The 21,550-nt window shown below is 46.1% G+C and carries 16 protein-coding genes and 1 rRNA gene; 14 read left to right on the top strand and 3 right to left on the bottom strand.

From position 1 onward, the window contains the following. Window positions 1-120 precede the first annotated feature (120 nt). A complete protein-coding gene (gene cysZ, locus L5L98_RS04890) occupies window positions 121-900 on the bottom strand; it encodes a sulfate transporter CysZ (protein WP_131523549.1) in 780 nt (259 codons plus the stop codon). Window positions 901-1,097: 197 nt separating this feature from the next. On the opposite strand from cysZ, the gene L5L98_RS04885 reads away from it, so the two are divergent. The 12 genes from L5L98_RS04885 (at window position 1,098) to L5L98_RS04830 (ending at window position 17,784) form a co-directional block, all read left to right on the top strand. Continuing rightward, on the top strand, window positions 1,098-4,514 hold the full coding sequence (locus L5L98_RS04885; RefSeq protein ID WP_263138989.1) for a chromosome segregation protein SMC: 3,417 nt from the start codon (window positions 1,098-1,100) through the stop codon (window positions 4,512-4,514). 23 nt (window positions 4,515-4,537) lie between these two features. After that, the gene (zipA, locus tag L5L98_RS04880) at window positions 4,538-5,611 is read left to right on the top strand and encodes a cell division protein ZipA (RefSeq protein ID WP_028760961.1); all 1,074 of its coding nucleotides are present in this window, start codon (window positions 4,538-4,540) and stop codon (window positions 5,609-5,611) included. Between the two features lie 103 nt (window positions 5,612-5,714). Continuing rightward, window positions 5,715-7,772 carry an NAD-dependent DNA ligase LigA gene (gene ligA / locus L5L98_RS04875; RefSeq protein ID WP_263138985.1) on the top strand — a complete coding sequence of 686 codons (2,058 nt, stop codon included), beginning with the start codon at window positions 5,715-5,717 and terminating at the stop codon, window positions 7,770-7,772. A gap of 247 nt (window positions 7,773-8,019) precedes the next feature. Continuing rightward, complete coding sequence (locus tag L5L98_RS04870) at window positions 8,020-8,505, top strand: DUF2919 domain-containing protein (RefSeq protein ID WP_263138984.1); 486 nt, start codon at window positions 8,020-8,022, stop codon at window positions 8,503-8,505. Between the two features lie 222 nt (window positions 8,506-8,727). Continuing rightward, window positions 8,728-9,930, top strand: coding sequence for an HD-GYP domain-containing protein (locus L5L98_RS04865; RefSeq protein WP_263138982.1), 1,203 nt, complete (start codon window positions 8,728-8,730; stop codon window positions 9,928-9,930). Window positions 9,931-9,986: 56 nt separating this feature from the next. After that, window positions 9,987-10,850: an NAD(P)-binding domain-containing protein gene (locus tag L5L98_RS04860; protein WP_198572821.1), complete on the top strand. Its 864-nt coding sequence runs from the start codon at window positions 9,987-9,989 to the stop codon at window positions 10,848-10,850. Between the two features lie 121 nt (window positions 10,851-10,971). Continuing rightward, a complete protein-coding gene (locus L5L98_RS04855; protein WP_263138980.1) occupies window positions 10,972-11,592 on the top strand; it encodes a thiol:disulfide interchange protein DsbA/DsbL in 621 nt (206 codons plus the stop codon). 632 nt (window positions 11,593-12,224) lie between these two features. Next, window positions 12,225-12,491, top strand: coding sequence for a DUF4212 domain-containing protein (locus L5L98_RS04850; protein WP_006082142.1), 267 nt, complete (start codon window positions 12,225-12,227; stop codon window positions 12,489-12,491). Window positions 12,492-12,502: 11 nt separating this feature from the next. Continuing rightward, window positions 12,503-14,239: a sodium:solute symporter family protein gene (locus L5L98_RS04845; protein ID WP_131523557.1), complete on the top strand. Its 1,737-nt coding sequence runs from the start codon at window positions 12,503-12,505 to the stop codon at window positions 14,237-14,239. Between the two features lie 201 nt (window positions 14,240-14,440). Next, entirely contained in the window at window positions 14,441-16,288 is a 1,848-nt protein-coding gene (locus tag L5L98_RS04840; protein WP_173497354.1) for a DUF294 nucleotidyltransferase-like domain-containing protein, read from the top strand. 1 nt (window position 16,289) lies between these two features. Next, a complete protein-coding gene (locus L5L98_RS04835; protein ID WP_263138970.1) occupies window positions 16,290-16,976 on the top strand; it encodes an exonuclease domain-containing protein in 687 nt (228 codons plus the stop codon). Between the two features lie 214 nt (window positions 16,977-17,190). Beyond that, on the top strand, window positions 17,191-17,784 hold the full coding sequence (locus L5L98_RS04830; protein WP_263138966.1) for a lecithin retinol acyltransferase family protein: 594 nt from the start codon (window positions 17,191-17,193) through the stop codon (window positions 17,782-17,784). Window positions 17,785-17,871: 87 nt separating this feature from the next. Here L5L98_RS04830 and L5L98_RS04825 read toward each other — a convergent pair whose 3' ends face one another. Next, window positions 17,872-18,939, bottom strand: coding sequence for a ketoacyl-ACP synthase III (locus tag L5L98_RS04825; RefSeq protein ID WP_028760951.1), 1,068 nt, complete (start codon window positions 18,937-18,939; stop codon window positions 17,872-17,874). A gap of 91 nt (window positions 18,940-19,030) precedes the next feature. Further along, window positions 19,031-19,702 carry a GntR family transcriptional regulator gene (locus tag L5L98_RS04820; RefSeq protein ID WP_028760950.1) on the bottom strand — a complete coding sequence of 224 codons (672 nt, stop codon included), beginning with the start codon at window positions 19,700-19,702 and terminating at the stop codon, window positions 19,031-19,033. 467 nt (window positions 19,703-20,169) lie between these two features. On the opposite strand from L5L98_RS04820, the gene gmhB reads away from it, so the two are divergent. Both gmhB and L5L98_RS04810 read left to right on the top strand, forming a co-directional pair. After that, the gene (gmhB, locus tag L5L98_RS04815; RefSeq protein ID WP_105252161.1) at window positions 20,170-20,718 is read left to right on the top strand and encodes a D-glycero-beta-D-manno-heptose 1,7-bisphosphate 7-phosphatase; all 549 of its coding nucleotides are present in this window, start codon (window positions 20,170-20,172) and stop codon (window positions 20,716-20,718) included. 594 nt (window positions 20,719-21,312) lie between these two features. Next, window positions 21,313-21,550: ribosomal RNA gene (locus L5L98_RS04810) — 16S ribosomal RNA — on the top strand; the annotation flags it as partial.

Raw genomic sequence — 21,550 nt, 5'->3', positions numbered from 1 at the left:
AATAGCGAGTAATTGTTACAAGGTTTGCGTTGATTTTAACGAGGCGAAACATGATTGGATTATTGGGTCTAAAAAAATTGGGGAGCAGTGCTGAGCCATGACTCAGCACTGCTGGTGTTACTACTCGGGTGCGATTGCATGGTTGCGATACGCTTCACGATACTTATCGACCCACATGGCCGTCGCGCCACAAATCGCCACTGGCATGACGATAAAGTTGACTATGGGGATCATCGAAAATAGCGTCACAGTGGCGCCAAAGCTAAAACTGGTGCCACGGGTTTGATTCAAGGCAAAGCGCATATCTTTAAAACTGACCTTGTGGTTATCGAAGGGATAATCGCAGTACTGAATCGCCATCATCCAAGCGCTGAACAGAAACCATAAAATCGGCGCCAGCGTCTGGCCTACCATAGGCACTAAAAACAATAACAAAAATACCAGTGCGCGGGGCAGATAGTATTTGAGTTTGATCCACTCACGCCCAAGGATACGAGGTAAGTCTTTGATTAAATCAATACCAGAACCGGTATTCAGCTGCTTACCAGTTAACAACTGCTCGACTTTTTCAGCCAACAGACCATTAAAGGGGGCGGCGAGCCAGTTCATGACGGAGCTAAATACAAAAGCAAGCATCACCAGCATAGTGGTGACGGCGAGTGGCCAAAGTAAAAAGTTTAACCAGCTTAAGTACTCAGGGAGCTGCGCATTCATCCAAGTGAATAGCGTATCTAACTGGCCTATGGCTACATAAATGACGCCAGCAAACAGCAGAAGGTTAATCATTAGCGGAATAAATACGAAAGTGCGCAGGCCTTTACGTGTGATTAAACCAAAGCCATCGAGAAAATAATTAACGCCACTTTTGGCTGGGAAGGGCAAGGTTTTTTTCTGTGTCATATCGTTTTTCCAAAAAGTTAAGCGACAGCTATATGCGATTGTGATCAACTCATGGACAGATGACAAGCTAAAAGCCGCATGAATTCAATAAAAAGCGTTACAAAATGCTGCCTGCTTTGTTAAAGTTGCCAGCAGAATGCATTTGCACCGCTCGGCTCATTTTCGGGCCAGACTTCAGAGACGCGCTAACTGGCACCATGAGATTAAAACAGATAAAACTTGCCGGCTTTAAGTCGTTTGTCGATCCCACGAAAATTCCTTTTTTACAGGCATTAACCGCCATTATTGGCCCAAATGGCTGCGGTAAATCGAACGTGATCGATGCCGTGCGTTGGGTGCTCGGTGAAAGCTCGGCGAAGCACCTACGCGGTGATTCTATGGCCGATGTGATATTTAACGGTTCAAGCGCGCGAAAACCTGTGTCTGTGGCGGGTGTTGAACTTATTTTTGAAAACAAAGAGGGTCGCCTCGCTGGTCAGTATGCCAGTTATGAAGAAATCGCCGTTAAGCGTCAGGTGAGCCGCGACGGTGAGTCTTGGTATTTTCTCAATGGTCAAAAGTGTCGTCGTAAAGACATTACCGACTTGTTTATGGGCACAGGTCTTGGCCCGCGAAGTTATGCCATTATCGAGCAAGGCACTATTTCCCGCCTGATTGAATCTAAACCCCAAGACTTGCGTACCTTTATTGAGGAAGCCGCCGGGATTTCCCGCTATAAAGAGCGTCGGCGCGAAACTGAAAACCGTATTCGCCATACCCGCGAAAACCTCGAGCGTTTGGGCGATATTCGCAGTGAGCTCGGTAAGCAGTTAGATAAACTTGCGCAGCAGGCTAAAGCCGCTAAACAATATCGTGAGCTTAAACAGGCCGAGCGTAAGACCCATGCTGAACTCCTTGTGATGCGCTATCAAGAGTTGCAAGATCAGATGGCGAGCCTATCTGAGCAGATAAGTGCTATTGAAGTGCAGCAAGCGGCGGCGCAGTCACTCGCGCAAACTGATGAATTACAGACCACTGAATTGCAAGTGCAACTCGCGCAATTGGCGGAGCAAGAGCAGCGAGCGGTTGAAGCCTATTATCTGACCGGTACTGAGATCGCTAAGTTAGAGCAACAGCTACAGAATCAAAAGCAACGCGACGCCCAGCTCGAAACCCAGTTGGCGCAAGTCAAAGAGCAGATCCAACAAAACACCGATAAGCTTAACGGCTATAAAGCGAGTCTTAGCGCGTTAGAGCTTGAACTTGCCAAACTTGGGCCACAGCATGATGAGCAACAAGAGCTCATGGATGAGCTGCAATCCCAATGGGAAATGAGCATAGAACGCAGTCAGCAGCAGGCCGAAGTGGCGCGCCAACAGGCAGCGGATGTTTCTCAGCATAAGTTGCAGCTTGAACTGCGTCGCAGCCAGTTAGCGCATCAGCAGCAATTACTGCAACACAAACAGCAGCAAAGTCGTGAGCAGCAGGCGCAACTTTCGGCGTTAATGGACGGTGATCTCGCATCGAGTATTACACCATTGCAGCAAGATATTGAGTCTTTGGATGATGCGCTCACACTGCAAAATGAAATTAATCATCAGCAAGAACAAAGTGTAAGTGCAAGTACGCAAGCCTTAGATGAAGCCCGCCATAGCGCTGAGCAAATTCAGCAGCAATTAACCGCGACTAAAGCGCGCCATGAGCTGGTTGAACAATGGTTGACTAAGCAAGAACAGCAGAGTGATAAACCGCAGTTATGGCAGAGTTTAACCGTTGGAAATGGTTGGGAAACTGCGGCGGAACTCGCCCTTAATGGCTTGTTGACCTTGCCCGTTGGCGTCACTGAAACTGAAATGGGGTTTCAAGCGTTAGCGTCACAATCAAGCCAAAGTGAATTTTTACAGGCTAAGGTGAATCTCGCCCCTTGGTTAGCGGGGCTTAAGTGGGCAAAGGATATCCATGCAGCGAAAGAACTGCTGCCACAGCTAACATCCGATCAACGGATTGTCACTGCCGACGGTTATCTACTGGGACAAGGTTTTTTAATCACGAAAACAGAGGGCGCCCAGTCACTGGTGCAACTCAGTAAAGAGCAAGCTCAGTTAGCGAAAAATATCCTCGATTTGCAACAATCCCTGCAGATTCGGCAAGACAAGATGACAGATCTTGCGGCTATTTTGCAGCAACAAAGACTGCAACTGACCGATGGCGCGCAAAAATTACATCAATTGCAGTTAGACAAAGCGACTAAGTCGATGCAGCTTAGTGGTTTAATCGAGCAAGTGAAGGCGCGCGTCGAACAGCAAAGTAAACTTGACGCGGCTTTAAGTACGAGTTTGATTGATATTGAACGCTTAAGCGAGCAATGCGAATTATTAGCAGAACAAGAAATGGAGCTCGATGAGACGCTGCAGGCTAGTGAAGATATTCAGCGGCAACTCATCCAAGACACACAGGCCGATAGTGTGCGCCATCAAGCATTAAAAGGGCGTATTACTGAGGTAGAACGTCAATTATCAGCCACTGCGACGGGTTTGCAAGCCGTGACGATGCGCATGGCCGTGAGCACGGAGCAAATTGAATTACAGCAAGTGCGTGTCAATGAACTCATCCACTCCCGCGAGTCTGTGTTAACAGAACTTGCCAAAGTTGCCCAATTGAGTGGGGTGCAAAATAGTGTGCAGCTGACTGAACAGTTAACGCAGTTACTAAAGCAACAACATGAGCAACAACAGGGCTTAAAAGAGGTTCGTCAGCAGCAAAGTGTGCTCACAGACACATTAAACAGTATAGGAATAAAGCAAAAACAAGAGCTTGGTAAGCTTGAGGACTTGACTCAAAGCCTGAGCACGTTAAAGTTACGTCGTGAAGGAATAAAAGGCCAAGCGAATAGTCAGCTGGAAGCCTTACAAGAACAGCAAATCATTCTGTCTGAAATCCTTGGAAACTTGCCGGCAGAGGGGATGCCAGACAAGTGGCAGAGTGATTTAGATCAAATCCGGCAGAAAATTGTTCGTTTAGGTGCCATTAACCTTGCGGCGATCGAAGAATTTGAACAGCAAAGTGAGCGAAAATCTTATCTTGATCATCAAGATGACGATTTAAATAAAGGGCTTGCAACCTTAGAGGAAGCGATCCGTAAAATAGATAAAGAAACCCGAAGCCGCTTTAAGACGACATTTGATTCAGTCAACGAAGATCTCGGACGCTTATTTCCGAAAGTGTTTGGTGGCGGCCGAGCTTATTTAGCGTTAACTGACGACGATTTGTTAGAAACGGGCGTGACTATCATGGCCCAACCACCGGGGAAGAAGAACAGCACAATCCATCTTCTTTCGGGTGGTGAAAAAGCATTAACCGCTTTATCATTGGTATTCGCCATTTTTAGGCTGAATCCTGCTCCCTTCTGTATGTTAGATGAAGTGGATGCGCCATTAGACGATGCCAACGTAGAACGCTTCTGTCGATTGCTAAAAGAAATGTCACAGAGCGTACAGTTTATTTATATCAGCCATAACAAAATAACCATGGAAATGGCGGATCAACTTATTGGCGTGACTATGCACGAGCCCGGTGTGTCTCGTATAGTTGCGGTAGACATAGAGCAAGCGGTGGCGATGGCTGACGCTGGATAACTAGAAGAAAGACAGGGTAACCAATGGAAGATTTGCAACTAGTATTGTTCGTTTTAGGCGCCATAGCCATAGTTGCTGTGCTGGTGCATGGATTTTGGTCTATCAGAAGACAACAGCCTAAGTCATTGAAAGATAGCCCAATGAGCAACTTTTATAAGAAACAGGCTGAGAAAGGTGAGCCGAGTCCGAAGCGGATCGATTCAGAAGGGTTTGATGCCGATGGTATTGGCGCCGTACGCGTGCGCAAAGCCGGTGAACTTGCACCTAACAACGAAACCCCTGCGGCCAATCCTTATTTGAAGCAGGAAGTAAAGCTAGAACCTAAGCCTGAATTTAAACCACAAGAGTTTAAATCAACAGAATTTAAACCAGAGTTGAAAGTTGGCCCTAAACACGAGCCTGTGACAGCTCAGCCTGATTTTAGCTTGCAGCCACCCGTGGCAAAAGAGCAACACCGTGGCCCGAAAGTCTCGCGTCAAGAGCCCGTTTTGAACACTCAAGCGAGCACGCAAACTCCGCCAATGGGTCAATCCCATGCGGCTATCGTCGCGCAAAAAGCGGCTGAGCAGGAACATGCGTTACGTAGTGCAGCTCCGCAGCAAACGGCCTTGTTTGACGAAAATGAATATAAAGAAGATAGCTATCAAGAAGAGGTTGTCGAACAAGCCGCTGAAGATGAGTTAGGTGAACCACGCGACGTACTGGTATTACACGTGGTCGCTAAAGAGGGTCTACAGCTTAACGGCGCCGAATTGCTACCTTGTTTCTTAACCTTGAATTTTAAATATGGGGATATGAATATCTTCCATCGCCATGTGGATAATGCTGGCAATGGTAAAGTATTGTTCTCGATAGCGAATATGCTAAAGCCTGGCGTGTTTGATCCGGATAATATGGAGCAGTTCAGTACCCAAGGTGTGGTGTTTTTCATGACTTTGCCTTGCTACGGTGACGCCCTAATGAACTTCTCGATTATGCTTAACTCGGCGCGCCAACTTGCGGATGATATCGATGCGGTCGTGCTTGACGGACAACGCCAACCTTGGGGTGAGTTCACTAAGCAAGATTATTTACACCGCATTCGCGCTAACGCTTAAGCCGACGCCGCAACTTGGCGGTTAATAGATTGATGAGGCCGCTATTGCGGCCTCATTTTTTGTGATCTTCTTTTTGTGATCTAAAGAATTCTGGATAAAGAATATGCAAGACATTCAACTCGATACACTTCTGTCTAAAGACGTCACCCCAGAAAACGCATCGCAGGTGATGCAGGCGCTCAGCCAATCGCTGAACGAGCACAACATTCGTTACTATGTGGACGATGCTCCGAGCATTACCGATTCTGAGTACGATAGGTTGATGCAGCGTTTACTCAAGTTAGAAGCCTTGTATCCCCATTTGATTGTCGCTGATTCACCGACTCAAAGGGTGGGCGGATTAGCGCTCGCCAAATTTGATCAAATCACGCACCTTAAGCCTATGTTAAGCCTAGATAACGCCTTCGATGAGGCGGATTTCAGTGCTTTCCATAAGCGTGTCACCGATAAAGTCGGTGAGGTGAGCTTTTGTTGCGAGCCTAAACTCGATGGCCTTGCCGTGAGTATCTTGTATCGCCATGGTGTGCTCGAGCGTGCGGCGACGCGCGGCGATGGTTCAGTGGGTGAAGACATCACTGAAAATGTTAAAACCATTAAATCGATCCCGCTTAAATTACGTGGTAATGACTTCCCTGAACTCGTTGAAGTGCGCGGCGAGGCTTTTATGCCAAAAGCCGCTTTTGAAGCTTTGAATGACAGGGCGCGCGCCAAAGATGAAAAACTCTTCGTGAATCCGCGTAACGCAGCAGCCGGTAGCTTGCGACAACTTGACAGTAAAATTACTGCTGCCCGTTCATTGGCTTTTTATGCCTATGCGCTCGGTGTGGTGGAGCCCGATTCCCATCCGTTAGCTAAAACACATTTTGAACAGTTGCAACAGCTTAAGTCGTGGGGCTTACCCGTTAGTAGTGAAATCAAAGTCTGCGCTGAACTAAGCCAAGTCTATGACTACTACAAAGATATTCTCAGCCGTCGCGGCGATTTAGCCTTTGAAATTGATGGCGTAGTGATGAAAGTTAACGACATTGCCCAGCAGCAACGTTTAGGTTTTGTGGCTAAATCTCCCCGCTGGGCGATTGCCTATAAATTCCCCGCACAGGAAGAAATGACCCTGCTCGAAGGGGTTGATTTTCAAGTGGGCCGCACAGGTGCTGTGACGCCAGTCGCGCGCTTAAAGCCTGTGTTTGTTGGTGGCGTGACGGTATCGAATGCGACGCTGCACAATGCCGATGAAATTGCCCGTTTAGGCATTAAGGTCGGTGACACTGTGATCATCCGCCGCGCTGGCGATGTTATCCCACAAATTGTTGCCATAGTGCCTGAAAGACGCCCTGAAACAGCGACAGACATTGTATTTCCGCATAATTGCCCTGTGTGTGGCAGTTTAGTCGAGCGCCTTGAAGGTGAGGCTGTGGCTCGCTGTAGCGGTGGTTTATTCTGCGAAGCGCAGCGTAAAGAAGCGATTAAGCATTTTGCATCCCGCAAGGCGTTAGATATCGATGGCATGGGCGATAAAGTCGTCGAGCAATTGATTGATAAAGAGTTAGTTCAAAGTCCTGCGGATCTGTTTAAGCTTACCGCTTCTATGATGACTATGCTCGACCGTATGGGGATGAAGTCGGCAACCAATTTAGCCGCGGCGATTGAAGCGGCTAAAACCACGACCCTGGCACGTTTCTTATATGCCTTGGGGATCCGTGAAGTGGGTGAGGCGACGGCAGCAAACCTAGCGGCACACTTTGCCAGTCTAGATGCGCTGCGGGTGGCAACTGTGGAGCAGTTAACTGAAGTGGAAGATGTTGGTGCTGTTGTTGCCCAGCATGTGGCCCATTTTTTTGCCCAGCCCCATAACCTTGAGGTTATCGATGCCTTAATCGCTGCTGGTGTGCATTGGCCCGCCATTGAAGCACCTAGTGCAGATGCCCAGCCGCTTAAAGGTCAAACTTGGGTATTGACTGGCACCTTAAATCAGCTCAATCGCAATGATGCTAAAGCGCAGTTGCAGGCGTTGGGGGCGAAAGTGGCAGGCAGTGTCTCCAAAAATACCGATTGTTTAGTGGCTGGTGAGGCGGCAGGTTCAAAACTGGCTAAAGCGCAGGAGCTTGGTGTTAAAGTGATGGATGAAGACGAGTTGTTAGCCCTTCTCGCCGCGAACGCTTGATTGGCGTCATTTCAGAGAGGGCGTTGGCTTGATGTTGATTCAATGCCGGCTGTAACGGCTGCAGCCTTGTATCAAGGGGTGAATACCGCCGAATAGCAGATATTAAATAGCGCCTGGCCCAAGGCGCTATTTTTTGTCTGAAAATAATCAAGGTGCGGAAAGATTATCTGCTTTGGCTATTGAATTAACCGCGATTGGCACCATCTCCTTGATATGCTGTTTTAGATTTTGCTGATTGGAAACCTATTTGAATTTTAGTCACATCACTTGGCTCGATGATAAAGGCCACATTAAACCGCCCATCTTTTTATATGCGCTTTTGGCTTATCTCGCGCGTGGTTGGTGTATTTTTATCGCCTCGCTGACTCAGATGGGTGATCGTTCTGAGTTAGTGCGGATTTTTTACCCTGAAAAGTCAGATTTTTTGTTAGCACTCGGGGCGGGACTTGGCGCGGTTTTGATTTATCTTGTGGTGATAGCTGAACGTCGACGTTCGCCCCAATGGTTAAGACCGATTTTTGTGCATTTAAAATGGGGGTTGTGGTTGCTGTTGATTTTTGATGGCGTCTTGTTGGGTCAGCGATTGATCCATGGCCAATTTCTGTTTCATTGGAGTCTTGCTTTAGATGCTTTAATGCTGTTTTGGTCGAGTATTTATCTTATTAAATCGAAGCGACTCAGCTATTACCTCCGTGATTGGCCAAAAGAAGAAGCTAAAGAACTTCAGCCTTAGTTTTTATCGTATTGTTATATAATAACTTTATTTAGAACTGAGCGGTGGGGCACATGACGATGTGTTCTATCCCTCAGTTTGATAAGGATTTTTACCTTATTTATCCATTGAATGCTTTGAATCATCTATAGTTATATGTACTTAGCTTAAATGTGCCCTGTTGGATACGCAGATGAGGCCATCTGTTTATACCCACATTACATTTGAAAGGAGTCATATTGCGTGGCAAAAGTACCTCAAAAAAAGTTGTTACTGTCAGAAATTCAACTTGGCATGAGAGTCAAGTTGCCTTTGTCATGGACGAACCACCCTTTTTTATTTAACCGTGTTGATATTAGCAGTGCCGCTCAAATCGAAATGATCCGTGGCTTAGGCGTTCCCTATGTTTTTTTGTTATCTGAATTGAATGCCGAACTGGATATTGTTGAAGAAGATGACATCGAAGATGAGATAGCAGTTGAACCCGAGCGTGATCTTAAGGCCGATACCCGTAAGGCGATGCGTTTGAGTCAGAAGCGTTTTTTAATGAATGTGAATAACTGCCGTAGTGTGTTTGGTAAAATAGTCAGCGATCCTGAAGGCGCCTATCGTTTATCGGCGGCACTGGTTGAAGACTTGCTCAGCCATCTACAGGAAGTTGAAAAACCTTTCCTCACTTTGGTTGGAATGGATGATAACGATGTCAGTGTGACCCAGCACGGCGTCTCCGTGGCAGTATTAGCAATGATGATGGGCCATGCACTGGATTTAAGTCCAAGGGAACTGCGTGATATTGCTCTTGGTAGTTTGTTACATGATATTGGTAAACTTAAGGTACCTGATGTTATTCGCCGTAAGCGTGGAGCCTTAACACCTCATGAGTCAAATTATCTGCAAATGCACCCTAATTTCGCCTATGACATGCTCAATCGTTCCGGATTATTCCCAAAAGAAGTACTCCACATTGTGCTACACCACCATGAGTTTATTGACGGTTCAGGTTTCCCTGATGGGTTAACTGACCATAAAATTCCTATCATTACGCAGATCGTAAGTTTGGCAAATGACTACGATCAACAGCTCAGTGGTCAACAAATATCCTCCCCTCAAGTCGCTTTAGGTTATTTGTTTAAGAATCGGGCCACTAAACATGCCGAATCTTTAATCGCTATTTTGGTTAAAATTCTCGGTATTTATCCACCAGGAACCATAGTGAAACTCTCCGATGGCTGTATCGCAAAAGTCATGATGACGACTAAAGATGTGAGTCAACCCCAAGTGTGGGCCTGCAAAGAGGATGGCAGTGAACCATCGCTGCGTTTTTTAAGTAATGAAGGCGTGACAGTACAAAAAGCCATCAAGGCGGAAGAGTTGTCCGAGGGGGCTATTCGTACATTACAAGTCGATAAAGGGATTAGTTTTTATTTTAGTTCGCTACAAACTTGAATCTTATACGCTAAGTTCCGTATTCTATCCGCTGATGTGATTCCCTTAGGGCTAATATGGCGAATGTAAAAGCAGAAAACAGCGCAGTAAAATCCAGTGTTGCTTTGGTCGGTTGTGGTTGGTTTGGTTTTGCTTTGGCAAAGCAACTTGTCCATGAGGGCTATCGAGTCACTGGCTGTAAGCGCAGTGCCGAAGAATTATCGGTATTAACTGAAGTCGGGATTGAAGCCTATCCGCTGCAATTGGGCCACGAAGCATCCTCTGCCCCCGATGCTCAGGCGTTAAGCGGTTTATTTCAGACCGATTATTTAGTGGTCAATATTCCTCCCCGATTAAAGCGTGGTAATGCCGCTTATCTTGAAGAATTACAACAACTCATCGCATTAACTCAAGGCTGGCAATATCAGCGGATTGTGTTTATCAGCACTACGGGTGTATATCCGACCCAAGATAAATTGATGACAGAAGCCGATGCGATGGCAGAATCAAGCGATAGCCAAGTGCTGTTAGATGCTGAAGCTTTATTTCAAGCATTGCCCCATACCTGTATCGTTCGTTTTGCTGGACTCGTCGGTCCTAAACGTCATCCTGGGCGTTTTCTTGCTGGAAAAACCGATGTGAGTGGGGCGAATGTCGCGGTAAATTTAGTCCATCTTAGTGACTGTGTGCGCGCCGTTAGCGCAATTCTCGCGGCAACTCATTCTGGATTATCAGTGGCGCCGATTTATAATCTTTGCGCACCTTCACATCCGACTAAAGCTGAGTTTTATCAAGCTGCTGCCGAATCTCTAGGTTTAGTCGCGCCAGAATTTAATCAACAATCTATGCCGAGTAAAGTCATCCAAGCTGACGCGATTGTCACAGATTTAGGCTTTCGATATCAGTATGTTTCGCCGCTGGATATGCTAGCGGCATGTTGAGAAAGGTTCATTACTGTAAAAGGTAAAAGTCGAACTTTTAGGTTATCTTTGGGTCCCAAGTTTGCTTGAGCAAATGTGTCATCCTTATTTAAACAAACGACGAATAAAAAGAGACAATATAATGAGCGTGTTTAATCGAGTTCGACCTATAGCAGTATTTGCGTGCGGATTAATGCTGAGTGCCAGCTTTGCCCTGCAGGCTGCAAGTTTCGAAGAAGGCAAGGATTATGTCACTGTGGCGGGCATTACCGAAACGCAAAAGCCAGTGCTGCGGGAGTTTTTTTCTTATAACTGTACACATTGTTATAAGCAAGAACCGCTCATTGAGTCGACAGTAAAGCTGCTTGGCAAAGATGTGGCCTTTGAGCGTACCCCCGTTGGTGCAGGTCGTCCTGCTTGGGAATTGAGCCAGTTTGCCTATTATATGGCGCAAAAATTAAAGATGACTAAGCAAACCCATGGTGCCATTTTTAAGCAAATTCATGAGAAAGGTGAGCAATTTACCACCCTAGAGCAAGTAAAAGCCTTTTTCATTGCCCAAGGCGCTAAGGTGGGTGATGTCGATGCCGCGATGAATTCCGTCGATGCTAAATTCACTCTAATGAATTATGACTCTCAAGCTGAGCTTGCAGGGATCAAGGGGGTACCGTCATTATTGGTTAATGGCCGTTATATGCTGACCTCAACCGCACATACCGCAGAAGAATTGGCGGCGTTAGTGAGGTTTTTAGCTGCGAAGTAACGGCATTTTATAGACGGACGGCACGCGATGTATCATGCGATGAAAGCCGCTTGTTGCGAGTAACGCTTAGTCACGTTTCCTCAAGGTAGATTGAGTAACCCAGCATAGGCTGGGTTATTTTTTGTTGTAAACCTGCAAAGAGGCAGTGAGTCAAACCCTAACATTTTGACGAAATAACATGATGAAATAAAACGGTAAGCAATTGGCCTGACCTAGGTTTGATGAGAGATTTAACGTCTCTAATTGATTGAGAAACTCATGATTAAAACCCTCAATAATCTAGGCTAAAAATCTTAAATCATCTGATTTTTAGCCAGTCTAGAGCCGTATTAAAGGTCATTTAAATTTCTAATTTCCCTAGTTCAGACAATAAGTTATTTCTATTTATTGGATGAAAATCCTCTTTCTCCATTCACATCCCACTCATTCATGTTCGACATTGGTCTAACCTGTTAAAAAAGTTAAAACCGTATCGAAATGTAATATCATTGTTAACTCTTTGAATTTGTTTCTATTCGCTATTTGCAGACAGTGTTTTGAATCACGGGTTAGACGAAAGTCGTGATTGTGCTCACACCAGCTGTTGCTAGATTAAACATGACTTAAAATTAAAACAGCACAGGGGAGTCACTATGGGTTTTGAAAACAACGACAAGGCAAAGGGTTATTGGCGCGAGAATATTCGTCTCGTACTGAGCTTATTAGCCATTTGGGCGGCAGTTTCTTTTGGATGCGGCATTTTATTGGTTGATGTACTCAATGAAGTCCATTTCATGGGATTCAAATTAGGTTTCTGGTTTGCACAACAGGGATCTATGTATGTATTCGTTGCGCTTATCTTTGTCTACGCGGCAAAAGCCAACGCCTTAGATAAAAAATATAACGTACAAGAAGACTAAGGAGCTTTGAGATGGATGTTCAAACACTCACATATATTATCGTAGGGCTCTCATTTGCGCTCTACATTGGGATTGCAATCTGGACCCGTGCGGGTTCAACCAAAGAGTTCTATGTTGCTGGCGGCGGTGTTCACCCTGTTGTGAACGGTATGGCAACGGCGGCAGATTGGATGTCAGCGGCGTCATTTATTTCGTTAGCGGGTATTGTGTCTTTCGTCGGTTACGATGGTAGCGTGTACTTGATGGGCTGGACGGGCGGCTACGTATTGCTTGCCCTTTGTATGGCACCGTATTTACGTAAATTTGGTAAGTTTACTGTGCCAGATTTCGTCGGTGAGCGTTATTACTCACAGGCGGCACGTACAGTCGCGGTTATCTGCGCTATCTTTATTTGCTTTACGTATATTGCAGGGCAAATGCGTGGCGTGGGTGTTGTGTTCTCGCGTTTCCTTGAAGTGGATGTGGATACGGGCGTATATATCGGTATGGCGGTCGTGTTCTTCTACGCGGTACTCGGTGGTATGAAAGGGATTACCTACACTCAGGTTGCCCAATACTGCGTACTGATTTTCGCCTTTATGGTTCCGGCTATTTTCCTTTCAGTGATGATGACAGGCCACTTAGTTCCGCAAATTGGTTTTGGTGCTGAGTTACTGGATGCCGCTGGCAATAATAGCGGTGTATATTTGTTAGAAAAACTCAATAACGTTTCGGTTGAGCTCGGCTTTGCACCTTACACCGACGGTTCTAAGAGCATGATAGATGTGTTCTGTATTACGGGTGCCTTGATGGTGGGTACTGCGGGTTTACCCCATGTTATCGTGCGTTTCTTCACTGTACCTAAAGTGAAGGATGCACGTATCACTGCCGGATGGTCGCTTGTTTTTATTGCGATTATGTACACCACAGTGCCTGCGTTAGCAGCGTTCTCCCGCGTGAACATGATTGAAACTATTAACGGTCCCGATTCTAAAGGTGTGGCTTATGAGTCTGCACCAGATTGGATTAAGAACTGGGAAAAAACCGGTTTGATTAAGTGGGATGACAAAAATGGCGACGGTAAAATTTACTATTCGTCAGGTAAGATTGAAGATCCCGCTAGCAAAAATGAAATGAAGATTGATAACGATATTATCGTACTTGCTACGCCAGAAATCGCTAATTTACCAGCTTGGGTTATCGCCCTCGTGGCGGCGGGTGGTTTAGCAGCTGCGTTATCAACATCTGCAGGCTTGCTATTGGTGATTTCAACGTCGGTTTCACACGACCTATTGAAAAAGAATTTAATGCCTAACCTTTCCGATAAAAAAGAGCTGCTATATGCTCGCTTGGCGGCAGGTATTGGCATTGTGATTGCGGGTTACTTTGGGGTGAACCCTCCTGGTTTCGTGGCGGCAGTGGTGGCATTCGCCTTCGGATTAGCGGCTTCCTCACTGTTCCCTGCCATTGTTATGGGTATTTTCTCTAAGACAATGAATAAAGAAGGTGCGATTGCCGGTATGTTAACGGGTCTACTGTTTACTGCTGGTTATATCATCTACTTCAAGTTTGTTGATCCAACGGCTAACATAGCTGCTAACTGGTTCCTGGGTATTTCACCAGAAGGTATTGGTATGGTAGGCATGTTAGTGAACTTCGGTGTAGCAGCGATAGTGAGTCGAGTCACTGCGGCAACACCACTGCATGTTCAGGAGATGGTTGAATCGATTCGTTTCCCTAAAGGTTCGGGTGAAGCAAGCGGCCACTAACCTTACTGCGTAATGGTGAGTATCAACACAAGAGAGCGCTTCAGCGCTCTTTTTTTATTGCCTCTTTTGGCCTGCCTTTATCACTCTGTGGGGAGTCACTTTATTATGCTTGCGGCTGACTTTAGTCGAATGTAGCGTAGCGACAATGCAGGCTATAGTGATGACATCTCAGTAAAAATTCGCCTAAAGAAGGTGTTGCCTATGAATGCCAGTGAGTTACAACCCGTAGTGCAATTTCTACAGGGACTTGTGCCCTTTGATGCTCTGCCTGAGGATGTAGTCGTGCGCTGCGCTAAGGCTGTTACTGTTGGGTATTACAGCAAAGCCTCTGGTTATGTTAATTTCGACGCGAATTCGCCTAAGTTGTATATGGTGCGTAGCGGCGCCTTTGAGGTGCGCGATCCTGACGGTGTGTTGGTGGATAGAGTGGGCGAGGGTGAGTTTTTTGGCTTTTCTACTTTGTTATCAGGGGAAAAAGTCGTTAATAAAGTCGCTATTCTTGAAGACGGTCTAGTTTATCATCTGCCCCAAGCCTTGTTTGATAGCCTTAGGAGTGAGAGTCGTCACTTCGATAAGTTTTTTACCCGCGCCTTCGCAAAGCGTTTACGCCATGAGGCCCGCTTTAAGGCAAAGGATCTGACGACCACAAGTCGGATAAGTACCTTGATGTCTTCCACTCCCATCGTTATAGATGCCCAAGCTAGCGTGACTCAGGCGGCACTCTTGATGCGAAATCGCCGAGTATCGTCCTTATTGGTGACGGATAATCATAAATTGGTTGGCATCTTAACCGATAAGGATTTGCGTAATCGCGTGTTAGCAGCAGGGCTTGATGGCAGCGTTGCTGTGCATCAAGCTATGACGGTTTCACCTATCTCGATTTCCTCCAATGCCTTGATTTTTGAAGCCATGCTGCTGATGAGTGAGCATAACATTCATCACTTACCTATTATCGATCAAGATAAAGCTATCGGTATGGTGACCAGTACTGACATCTTGCGCGGGCAGGGCTCACAACCGCTACTGTTGATTGGTGAGATTGAACGGCAGCAGGATCTTGCCAGTTTAATTGGTGTCAGTAAGCAAATTCCCCTATTGCTGCAAAATCTTATTAGTGCCGATGCCAGAGCTGAAGAAATTGGTCGAGTGTTAACCTCTGTCACCGATGCGCTGACGCGGCGATTAATTGTGCTCAATCAACAATTGCTTGGTGAACCGCCAATGGCCTTTTGCTGGTTGGCATTTGGCTCGCAGGGACGACAAGATCAGGCTGCGTGTTCAGATCAAGATAATGGCTTGTTAGTCGCAGAAGAGATGGATGATTTTGCTAAAGGTTATTTTGATGCCTTAACCCATGCCGTGTGCGCAGGGCTTGACCAATGCGGTTATGAATTTTGTCCCGGCAATATTATGGCGCAAAATCCCCAATGGCGGATGTCACTCAAACAGTGGCAACAGGTATTTGAAAAATGGGTCATAACGCCTGAGCCTAAGGCGTTAATGCACGCCAGCATCTTCTTCGATATGCGATCGGTTTACGGTCCACAAACCCTTTTTGATGCCTTACAGGATAAAGTCTTAGCTCAAACCCGCGATAACGATATTTTCCTCGCGGGTATGACAGGTAATTCCCTGGTGGAGTCGCCGCCGCTAGGATTTTTCCGCAAATTTGTACTCGAGCGGGATGGTAGCGAAGTTAAAGGCATAGATTTGAAACATAAGGGCAATGCATTGATCAACGATATTGCCCGTGTTTATGCCTTGTCTGCGGGCATTAAAGAAGTGAATACTGCAAAACGTATTCGTGCCTTGATGGATGCGAATATTCTCAATCGACAAGATGCGCTCAATTTGGCTGATGCCCACGAGTTTATCGCCCATATGCGGTTATCGAACCAAGGTTATCAACATAATCAAGGGGTAGAGGTGAGTAATTATTTGCTGCCTGGGCATTTATCTTCGCTGGTTCGTCATCAGTTACGTGACGCTTTTAAAGTCGTACATGAGGCGCAGGCGGGGATGAAGATGAAATTTATGCGAAGCTTTTGATATGAATACATTGTTGCTGAAAACTCAGCTCAATTGGCGGGCGCTGCGTTGCCAACATCATTTATTTAAAGGCTATTATCAGTCGCTGTTGCCTCTACTGGCAATGCCGTTATCCGAAGCGCCGTTAATGGCGATGGATTTGGAGATGACAGGGCTCAATCCGCAGCAAGATCAAATTCTCAGCATTGGATTGGTGCCGATTGAGCGCGGTGAGATCCCGTTGGTACGCGCCGAGCAAAAGTTAGTGCAAATTCGCGGCAGCGTAGGCCAAAGCGCGACGATCCACGGCATTCTTGATAATCATTTGGTGCAAGCTGTCACCATTGAGGAGGCTATGGGCTGGTTTATCAATCAAACCTATGGCCGTGTGCTGGTGGCACATCATGCCCCTTTAGATTGTCGTTTTTTACAGCAGGATTTATTGACGATTTATCATCAAGCCCTTGTTTTACCTACAATTGATACTTTAATGATTGAAAAACACCGTTTACTACGGGAGCACTCAGTGATTAAAGAGGGGAGTTTGCGCCTTGGCGCTTGTCGCGAGCGTTATGGTTTACCCATTTATACGGCCCATAGCGCGCTGACCGATGCCTTAGCTTGTGGAGAATTATTACTCGCGCAAATGGCCGCCATGGGCGGTGCGGCAAAGCTTACCGTGGCTGATTTATTGCAAAAATCGACTTAGTCAGTGTTAACTGAAATCACTCTTTGTGGTGAGTGAATCTATTTGAGATGGATTGGTTTCACTTTGATTTCAATTTGATTTCATCTTAGGTTAATCACTGACAAGCTAAACTCAGTTGACATTTAATCTTCTGTTCAAATTCAACCTGCCGTTGATTTGGCAATCCAACCAACTTGTACTTCACTCTACTAAGTTGAGTGGGTAGGAGAATATGATGCCGTTACCTTTACTTTGGGTGGGTGGTGCCGTAATCGGTGCGGTTTTGCTGGCCGATGAGCGCCAGCAGCGTCAACAGCTTGAGCGTGACAGATTACTCGGTAAGGCCCCTAAGTACCCCGTTGCCAAGCGCGCTATGGTGGCACCGCCGAGTCAATGGCAAAAGGGATTAAAACCAGTATCGCCAATTCCTGGCAGTATCGTCTGTTGTTATGTTTTTGGCGTGATTGAGCATACTGGCATTTGGCTTGGTGATGATTGCCTCGTAGAGTTACATGGCTCAGGGCTGGTACGGGCTGTATCGGTAAAGCGTTTTTTAGCGGGACGGACCGGTAGCCAAATCTATATTGCCTGTAATCACCAACATCAGCCTCTTATTGCCGACTCTGTGTTGCCCCGCGCTGAACAGGCGATTTATCAGTATCGGGAATATGATTTATTCGACAACAATTGCCATCGATTTGTTTGGTCTTGTATTAGTGGCAGCGAAGGCGTGATTAAAGGCTTTAACGAGTTAAATCAAAAACTCGCCGAACATTTTAATCAAGCTATCTATTGGGATGAGATGATCATTAGCAAGCTGAATGAATAAGCTCTGTAGTCATATACTAAAAAAGCCATCGATTAAGATGGCTTTTTGTTTTAGTGAAACACTATGTAACCGTTTTGCAGAAACCGTTTACGGCTTACAAAAATAATCTACAGCGCGTTTAACTAACTCTATGCCTGTTTTGTCACAAGGCGGTAACTCGGCATCACTGATATTGATAGGTGTGACGCGATTTCCCCATTGCAGCAAGAGTGCAGCAGAGGTTAAGCCTGCGCCAAAGGCACAAGAGAGTATGGTTTGATTCGGCTTGATAATGCCTTGTTCTAACGCATCACAAATGGCAATTGGAATCGTCGCCGCCGAGGTATTGCCATAATTAGCGATGTTCACGAAGGCTTTTTCTTTCGGGATTTTCATTCGGCTAACTAAGGTATCAATAATACGTTCGTTGGCTTGATGCGGGATCACGAGATCCACTTCATCCTTATCAACACCACATTTTTCAAGCACTTTAGTGCTCAATTTATTCATTCCGTTAATCGCACGCTTGAAGATTTCTTGGCCATCGAATTCAATGAAAAAGTCCAATGAGTCGGCTGAGAATCTGTCCATCGCCGTGCCAAAGCCCGCTTTCAGAATATCACGACCTTCAGGATCGTTATTTAGCTCATAACCGAGCACGCCACCGGCAACATCTGTCGCTTCAACCACAACGGCACCCGCACCATCACCAAATAGCACTGCAGTTTCGCGGCGCGACCAATCTAAATAGAAAGATAAACGTTCAGCACCAATGACTAATACTTTCTTGCTCTGGCCACTCTTGATTTGTGAGCTGGCTAAACCTAAGCCATATAAGAAGCCACTGCAGGCAGCATTGATATCGAATGCGGCACAACTGGCGCCAATATTAGCTTGTACAGTGGATGCAATATTTGGGATCAAAGTGTCTGGGCTGGCACTGGCCAGAATGATCATGTCGATTTCACTGCCATCAATACCCGCTGCTGCGAGCGCACGTTGTGCTGCAACTGAAGCGAGTTCAGAGGTGTTAACATGACTGATATGGCGCTGGCTAATGCCGGTGCGAGATTTAATCCATTCATCGGATGTCTCGATAAAGGTCGCAAGATCATCGTTGGTTAGAGTGGCTGGTGGAACACATTTGCCCCAACCTGTGATAGTGGCGTACTGCATGGTGGTTTCTCTCAAATAAAAAAGGCAGAACCTGAGCGCTGCCTTGAATCGACAACAAAGCTTATCGGCAACTCTAATGGCCGTCCGTGATCTAGACCACCTGTTTGGCGACGAGATCTCGAATTGTCATTGCGGCATGCAGAATATGATGACGCAGTAGCGCCGTCGCTTTTTCTGTTTCTCTCAGTTTGCAGTGGTTGAGTAAAGCTCTGTGCTCATGCTCTGCAGCAGGAATCCCCCCCGCGAGCAATAACTGCAAACGAATGTATCTATCACAATTAGTATTGAGGCCGTGAACAACCTCAAGGGTGTGTGGGCGATTAGCCGCCTGATATAAGCAAGTGTGAAATTGCGTATTCAACTCGCTCCAACTGGCGACGGCATCTTCATGTTTGAAGGCCGACTCCAATTGTTCGAGTACACGTTCTGCTTTTTCTAAATCAGCCTCTTGAAGTCGTGGGATCGCTTTCGCAAGCAGATCGGTTTCGATCATTGCACGTAATTCAAAGAGTTCGGTGACTTGTTCGACGGATAAAACTGTCGCAGTCGCACCTTTATGGGGCTCAAACTTAACGAGTCCTTCAGCTTCGAGTTGCAATAACGCTTCTCTCACCGGAATACGGCTGACATTTAACGCTTCAGCCAAGGCACTTTGTCTGAGGGGTTCTCCTGCGGCTATGTCACCTGAAAGAATTCTCTCTCTGAGCACTTCCACAACTAACTGGGTGCGGGTTTTGTGGACGATAGGCGTAGTTCGACTCATTATTTCCGTCTATTTCGGGTATTTTCTCGTTATTTGCCCAAGATTACCGTTAAAAACACCACAAATAAAGGGAAATGCTTGATTGAGTGCAGCATCTCAGAGACTAACAATGCCCAAAAGACGGGGTTTTTTGTGGTTTTCTCTTACGATTTGAAGCGCATTCCTTGCGAGCGGCTTCGATGGCAACGGTGGCAATTATTTGTAAAAATGCTGTTCAGCTTCTTCGATTGAGTATTTTGATTAAAACAGTGCCATTACACATTTCACTGCTGGATTTTTTGGACTCTGATTTGGTGGGACAATTGCTATCTCGCATAGACACAAGCTGTACATAGAGATTTGCCTGTACAGCCACGAAATATCACTAACGCGCAATTTAGCGCTAAAAGCATAACTTCGCGGTGCAATTTCTGATAATGAATGGAATAATAGCGTGATAACGCCTTAGGCGATTTGGGAGTATTACAGTGAGTCGAGCAGTATTTTTAGACCGTGATGGTGTGATTAACAAAGACCATGGTTATGTCCACTTAGTGGATGACTTCGAATATATTGACGGTGTGTTTGAATCTTGCCTCTCTTTAAAAGAAATGGGCTACAAGTTAGTTGTCGTCACTAATCAATCCGGTATTGCCCGTGGCATGTATACTGAAGACCAATTCCACAGCTTAACGGAGTGGATGGATTGGAACTTTGCCGACAAAGGGGTCGAGCTCGATGGTATTTACTATTGCCCGCACCATGCCGAGAAAGGAATAGGGGAATATAAGGTTGATTGTGATTGCCGTAAACCTAAGCCGGGTATGCTCAATGATGCGGCGCAATTCTTAAAAATCGACTTAGCGCACTCAGTCATGGTTGGCGACAAAGCCGAAGATATGCAGGCTGCGAAAGCGGCGGGCGTGACTACTCGTATATTAGTGCGCAGTGGTAAGGTTATTGCTGATGACAGTGATGCCACAGTGGTACTCGACAGTATTGCCGATGTGCCGTCTTACTTAAAAAGCCTAGGCTAGTCGCTACGCTACTACTTATAAGCAGATAAACATTTGCTTATAAGTTCATCTCAAGTGGCTACTATCACAGTAGCCAGTAGCGTGGGTTATTGCTCTTGTCATTTCTAGCGTTGGGTTAACCTCATCTTTTACCTTAATCCAGCACTAATTCGATAAAATTGGCGTTAAAACACACTTTTAGTTTAAAAAGTGTGCGCTTGAATCGTTTTTCGTAATTATTCGCGCCAAAGGGGTTGCGGTAAAATCTGACATCCCTATAATGCGCATCCACTGACCCAGCGGGGTCAAGGGTTAAACGCTGAATAAGCTGATAACCATGCTCTTTAACAATTTATCAAGCAAATCTGTGTGGACACTCACAGGTGTTGAGTTAATCGAAACTGCTCGCCCTTAGCATTAGCTTAGGGTTGGCAGTCAAAAATTTAAATCAATGTTTTCAAGTCATTCTCCTCAGCGAGAAGCGTGACTGAGTGTTCATAGTAATATGTACATACAGTAATGTATGGATTGAAACGCGATGCTTTTTAGTGAGCAAAGCGAATCAAAACAGTAGAATTCATTGAGCCGTTTGACGTCAGTCAAACAACAAAACTTTAATTGAAGAGTTTGATCATGGCTCAGATTGAACGCTGGCGGCAGGCCTAACACATGCAAGTCGAGCGGCAGCACAAGGGAGTTTACTTCTGAGGTGGCGAGCGGCGGACGGGTGAGTAATGCCTAGGGATCTGCCCAGTCGAGGGGGATAACAGTTGGAAACGACTGCTAATACCGCATACGCCCTACGGGGGAAAGGAGGGGACCTTCGGGCCTTCCGCGATTGGATGAACCTAGG

Source organism: Shewanella sp. SM23 (assembly GCF_025654295.1).
Taxonomy (GTDB): Bacteria; Pseudomonadota; Gammaproteobacteria; order Enterobacterales; family Shewanellaceae; genus Shewanella; species Shewanella oncorhynchi.
The sequence above is the reverse complement of the archived record's forward strand: the minus strand, read 5'-3'. Positions and strand labels throughout refer to the sequence as shown.

Excerpts from the sequence above, each read along its gene's own strand:
- cysZ (WP_131523549.1), bottom strand. The coding sequence starts at position 900 with ATGACACAGAAAAAAACCTTGCCCTTCCCAGCCAAAAGTGGCGTTAAT.
- L5L98_RS04885 (WP_263138989.1), top strand. The coding sequence starts at position 1,098 with ATGAGATTAAAACAGATAAAACTTGCCGGCTTTAAGTCGTTTGTCGAT.
- zipA (WP_028760961.1), top strand. The coding sequence starts at position 4,538 with ATGGAAGATTTGCAACTAGTATTGTTCGTTTTAGGCGCCATAGCCATA.
- ligA (WP_263138985.1), top strand. The coding sequence starts at position 5,715 with ATGCAAGACATTCAACTCGATACACTTCTGTCTAAAGACGTCACCCCA.
- L5L98_RS04860 (WP_198572821.1), top strand. The coding sequence starts at position 9,987 with ATGGCGAATGTAAAAGCAGAAAACAGCGCAGTAAAATCCAGTGTTGCT.
- L5L98_RS04855 (WP_263138980.1), top strand. The coding sequence starts at position 10,972 with ATGAGCGTGTTTAATCGAGTTCGACCTATAGCAGTATTTGCGTGCGGA.
- L5L98_RS04850 (WP_006082142.1), top strand. The coding sequence starts at position 12,225 with ATGGGTTTTGAAAACAACGACAAGGCAAAGGGTTATTGGCGCGAGAAT.
- L5L98_RS04845 (WP_131523557.1), top strand. The coding sequence starts at position 12,503 with ATGGATGTTCAAACACTCACATATATTATCGTAGGGCTCTCATTTGCG.
- L5L98_RS04840 (WP_173497354.1), top strand. The coding sequence starts at position 14,441 with ATGAATGCCAGTGAGTTACAACCCGTAGTGCAATTTCTACAGGGACTT.
- L5L98_RS04835 (WP_263138970.1), top strand. The coding sequence starts at position 16,290 with ATGAATACATTGTTGCTGAAAACTCAGCTCAATTGGCGGGCGCTGCGT.
- L5L98_RS04830 (WP_263138966.1), top strand. The coding sequence starts at position 17,191 with ATGCCGTTACCTTTACTTTGGGTGGGTGGTGCCGTAATCGGTGCGGTT.
- L5L98_RS04825 (WP_028760951.1), bottom strand. The coding sequence starts at position 18,939 with ATGCAGTACGCCACTATCACAGGTTGGGGCAAATGTGTTCCACCAGCC.
- L5L98_RS04820 (WP_028760950.1), bottom strand. The coding sequence starts at position 19,702 with ATGAGTCGAACTACGCCTATCGTCCACAAAACCCGCACCCAGTTAGTT.